Consider the following 322-nt stretch of genomic DNA (forward strand, 5'->3'; position numbering starts at 1 on the left):
AGGCGAGCCTGAGCGAGATCGCGCGCGCCGCGGGCGTGGGCAGGGTGACGCTGTACGCGCACTTCACCTCCCGGGCAGAGGTTGTCGATGCGGCGATGAGCCGTGCCATCGACCGGGGTGACGAGGCGTTGGACGCGGTAGATCTGACCGGCGATCCGGTGCTCGCCCTGGCGCGTTACGTCGAGGCCGGCTGGCATCTGGTGGACCAGGCGCGGGCGTTGCTTGTCGCCGCTCAGAAAGAACTCTCCGCGGGACGCATCCGTGAGTTGCACAGCGGGCCCGCCGCCCGGGTCGAGACACTGGTTGCCCGAGGCCGCGCCGA

General features: G+C 70.8%; 1 protein-coding gene. It reads left to right on the forward strand.

Features of this window, described 5'->3' with window-relative positions; genetic code table 11:
* On the forward strand, window positions 1-322 hold a 322-nt coding region (locus RB628_RS41785; protein WP_318325817.1), incomplete at both ends, for a TetR/AcrR family transcriptional regulator.

It is taken from the genome of Streptomyces sp. ADMS, from assembly GCF_033441795.1.
GTDB lineage: Bacteria > Actinomycetota > Actinomycetes > Streptomycetales > Streptomycetaceae > Streptomyces.